General features: G+C 58.5%; 5 protein-coding genes. 4 read left to right on the top strand and 1 reads right to left on the bottom strand.

The window, feature by feature from the left end; genetic code table 11:
• The first annotated feature begins 341 nt into the window (after window positions 1-341).
• The 4 genes from AWB68_RS43740 to AWB68_RS43725 all read left to right on the top strand — a co-directional run bounded on the left by AWB68_RS43740 (window position 342) and on the right by AWB68_RS43725 (window position 2217).
• Entirely contained in the window at window positions 342-788 is a 447-nt protein-coding gene (locus AWB68_RS43740; protein ID WP_200828967.1) for a hypothetical protein, read from the top strand.
• Between the two features lie 49 nt (window positions 789-837).
• Complete coding sequence (locus AWB68_RS43735) at window positions 838-1101, top strand: HPr family phosphocarrier protein (protein ID WP_087650298.1); 264 nt, start codon at window positions 838-840, stop codon at window positions 1099-1101.
• 66 nt (window positions 1102-1167) lie between these two features.
• On the top strand, window positions 1168-1935 hold the full coding sequence (locus AWB68_RS43730; protein WP_125483280.1) for a fused MFS/spermidine synthase: 768 nt from the start codon (window positions 1168-1170) through the stop codon (window positions 1933-1935).
• 81 nt (window positions 1936-2016) lie between these two features.
• Window positions 2017-2217: a hypothetical protein gene (locus tag AWB68_RS43725; RefSeq protein ID WP_087650296.1), complete on the top strand. Its 201-nt coding sequence runs from the start codon at window positions 2017-2019 to the stop codon at window positions 2215-2217.
• A 6-nt stretch (window positions 2218-2223) separates the two neighbouring features.
• Here AWB68_RS43725 and AWB68_RS43720 read toward each other — a convergent pair.
• On the bottom strand, window positions 2224-2880 hold a 657-nt coding region (locus AWB68_RS43720), incomplete at its 5' end, for a transposase (RefSeq protein ID WP_143282051.1).

The raw sequence follows: 2880 nt of genomic DNA, 5'->3' as shown, positions 1-2880 counted from the left end.
GCAAGTTGAGTGTATGCGGACGCAAGCTTGACCCTCCCAAACGTATCGCGCTAGGCGCGGAGAAACGACCGCTTACGGTCTATCGACTGGATCGGTAGGCGCCGCGCCGAGCCAAGAGGTTGCTTGCGCATTGCTGCGCGCAGGCGTGTCTGGTGTCCCGGCGATCAGTCCAACAGGCCCAGTTGACATTGGGGTTGTCAGGAGCAAAACATGATAATAAAAGTATCATTGACTTATTCTGAAATGATAATAATATAGCGGATAGCGCAGGAATCCTGTTGGACATGTGCAGGCCCTGCTGCGCGAGACAGGATGTATGCCTGTGTGGGCAGGAGGCCTGCTTGATTGATACGAGTGTTGCGCTACTGTCCCATGATTACACGCATCTGTACCTTCGGGACCTCATGGGGCGTCGCGGGTTGATCGTGATCGGGGTGGGCAAGGCCGGCGAACGCGGATTCCAGATGCTGTACCGATTTTCGGATATCTGCGACCGCCTAGAGGAATGCGGAGTCAACGTCATTTTTGTCTACCAGAAGGTGTCGGCTCGCCATGTAATGGATGCGATTTCCCTGTTTGGGGCTCGCTACCGGCAAAGGCCATTTCTGCTTCTGGACGATGATGGACAGTTCTTTGTAGGGCCACCACATCCGCGATCGCTTCGCGCGGTATATCTGGATCGCGACATGCGGCGTCTGGACACTGCTGAATTCGCCTTGGGGGGTGAAACGTGGGATGCGCTGCTGCGGGCATTCTTTGCCCAGGCCGTAGCGGGTTCAATGCACTGAACGACGGATTCGGGCCTGGGTTAAGGCTTAGCATAACGAGGGACGCGGGGTGGTGGACGCATTGATTAGGGTAAGCGGCCAATGGGGTCTTAACGGGCACGGATCGGCGAGGTTCGCCGTTTGCGCCTCCCGGTTTGAGAGCGACATCGTCTGCGCCGCGAACGGCCGGTCAGTTAATGCCAAGGATGTCATGTCGGTCATGTCGCTTCGGGCGAAACCGGGCACACAGGTTCACGTGATGGTGGCCGGCCCCGATGAGGTCGCAGCCCTAGGCGCGCTTTCGGCCATTCTCAGTACGCCGGAACGTTGCTGACCGACCAATGCAGGAACCTGCTTACTTACGTTGACGGTCCCGCGTCGGCACCGTTAAATCAAGCAAATGAAAAAAAACAGGAAGACGAGCAAGCCGGTGGTCATAGAGAATGACCAGGTGGTCTCACTCTACTTTGATGCACGCGGGGTCCAGAGCACCATGTTGCGGCATGATCCCTATGCCCTGGCACTGGGTTACACGCGCACCATGATGGGCTTCCTGCTGTTCCGGCCATATCCGCGCCGCATTTCAATGATTGGTCTGGGCGGCGGTTCGCTGGCGAAGTACTGTTATCGCCATTTGCCGGACACCATGATTTCCGTCGTCGAGATCAATCCTCAGGTGATCGCGCTGCGCGACCGATTTCATGTACCGCGTGATAGTGAGCGCTTCAGGGTGGTTTGTGCCGATGGGGCCCAGTACGTTGCTGTTCCGGATCACCGACCCGACGTGCTGGTGGTCGACGGTTTCAACGCCGATGGCCTGCCCGCAGAGCTGGGCAGCAAGACGTTCTATGAAAGCTGTCGTCGCCGTCTGAGTGATGACGGCGTACTGGTGGCCAATCTGGTAACCGACGAACCCGACTTTCATCGCTATCTGCGCTCGCTCAGGGAAGTCTTTGCAAATGCGGTGACGCTCGCGGCCTCAGAAGGCAGTGACTACAACGTCACGATTTTTGCATGGAAAGGATCGGCTGAACTTCCATCCTTCACGACAATGCTCGATCGGGCGCGCGAACTCGCGCCTGGCCACGCGGTGAACCTTCATGCGACCGCCACGCGTATCGAGCACGGTAGGAAGTTCAACTGGAATCGATACGACCAAACGTGTTGAGCAATTGCGGCTGTCGCAAGCCCACGGAGAGCTCCGCACATTCGCGTCCTGTTGTGAAGGGCGCATTCTCGAGGGAAGACGATGACAACAGGCAGCGACAACGAGAGCAGCACCTTGACCCATGCCGCCATCTGGGCGCTTGAGCGTCTGGCCCAGCAGCGATACGGTCGCGACGCGCCCGCGTTGAACTGGTCGGTCACGCAGGAGTTGCGTAACGCCGGGTTTGTATCCGTTCCGGCGCAAGGGCGGGGCGGTGTATCGATTACCCGGGCTGGACAGTAATGCCGTTCAGTTAATGTCTTTTTTGAGGTATCGAACGGTGTAGCGTTTAGGGCGGGATTTGACGACTCGGTCGCATGCGCGCCCGGGGCGTTTTTCATTGGGGAGAGATTTAAGCCGTTCGCGCAGACGCTGAAGGCATGCGGGCAATTTTGCATAGGCCGGCGTGAGGGCGGCCCACATCATTTCGTGCTGGATCGTATGGAGGGCTCGCACGAAGCTGATATCGGTCGGCGCGAGTTTCGCTTCCCATGCGGCGCTGGCGATCTCGCGGCGAATCAGGTTGTAGGCGATCAACGCGCCCCATATCTCCTGATACACCCCTTCGACGGTGCGACTGCGCAAGGTCAACTCCGAGCCCAGCATCGATTGCTTGAGTTCCCCGTAACTGGTTTCGATCTGCCAGCGGCGCTCGTAGCAGGCAACGATATCGGCGGGTTTGAAGCGTCGGCGATCCCCCAACGAAGTCAGCAGCACCCGTTCGCGTCCACGCGCGTCGATGGCCCGGATCGCCCGCGCATTCCAGAATTCGGGCAAAGTCGGACACTTCTTGCGCGCCTGCTGCGAGACGCGCATGCGCACCGTCGCATCGTCAGCGGTACCGGAGATCACTTCCCAGCAGGTATTAGCTTTGGCTGGAATCAGGAAGTGGCGATTACGCGCGTT

The sequence above is a fragment of the Caballeronia choica genome, assembly GCF_001544535.1.
GTDB classification, from domain to species: domain Bacteria; phylum Pseudomonadota; class Gammaproteobacteria; order Burkholderiales; family Burkholderiaceae; genus Caballeronia; species Caballeronia choica.
This window is presented reverse-complemented; position numbering and strand designations above follow the sequence as displayed.